The 384-nt window shown below is 60.4% G+C and carries 2 protein-coding genes; both read right to left on the bottom strand.

Annotated features, from left to right (window positions below):
* Window positions 1-122 precede the first annotated feature (122 nt).
* Window positions 123-293, bottom strand: coding sequence for a 50S ribosomal protein L32 (rpmF, locus tag M3147_RS19170; protein ID WP_002514596.1), 171 nt, complete (start codon window positions 291-293; stop codon window positions 123-125).
* A gap of 4 nt (window positions 294-297) precedes the next feature.
* The gene (locus M3147_RS19440; protein ID WP_308201086.1) at window positions 298-372 is read right to left on the bottom strand and encodes an uS14 family ribosomal protein; all 75 of its coding nucleotides are present in this window, start codon (window positions 370-372) and stop codon (window positions 298-300) included.
* Window positions 373-384 lie beyond the last annotated feature (12 nt).

Here is a 384-nt window from a genome sequence, read left to right as displayed (position 1 = left end):
GTCGTCGGGGGCGGAATCGGGCAGGGTCACTTCGGGCTTGCTCATGACGACAACCCTACGGGATCGACGCGTTTTGATAATGAGCCTGAGCAGTCATGCTGGACCGCCCAGGCTCCCAGAGTTCAGTCCTCGACGTCGATCAGCCCAGAGTGGTAGGCCTTGACCAGATTTCGCGGGACCCGCAGGACTTTGCCCTCAACGCGGATCTCAACCAACTGTGTTGGCGTGGTCTTCCACTGGGCCCGCCTATGACGCGTGGTCGAACGGGACTTCTTTCGCTTCGGTACTGCCATGGTTTCACCAGCTTGACTTCGTGATTCCGGGGAGTTCGCCGCGGTGGGCCATCTCACGGAAACGGATACGGGGACACACTGGCCTTGCCAA

Source organism: Agromyces mediolanus, from assembly GCF_023715325.1.
Classification (GTDB): domain Bacteria; phylum Actinomycetota; class Actinomycetes; order Actinomycetales; family Microbacteriaceae; genus Agromyces; species Agromyces mediolanus_A.
Note: the sequence above shows the minus strand (reverse complement) of the source record. Positions and strands in the feature narration are given on the sequence as shown.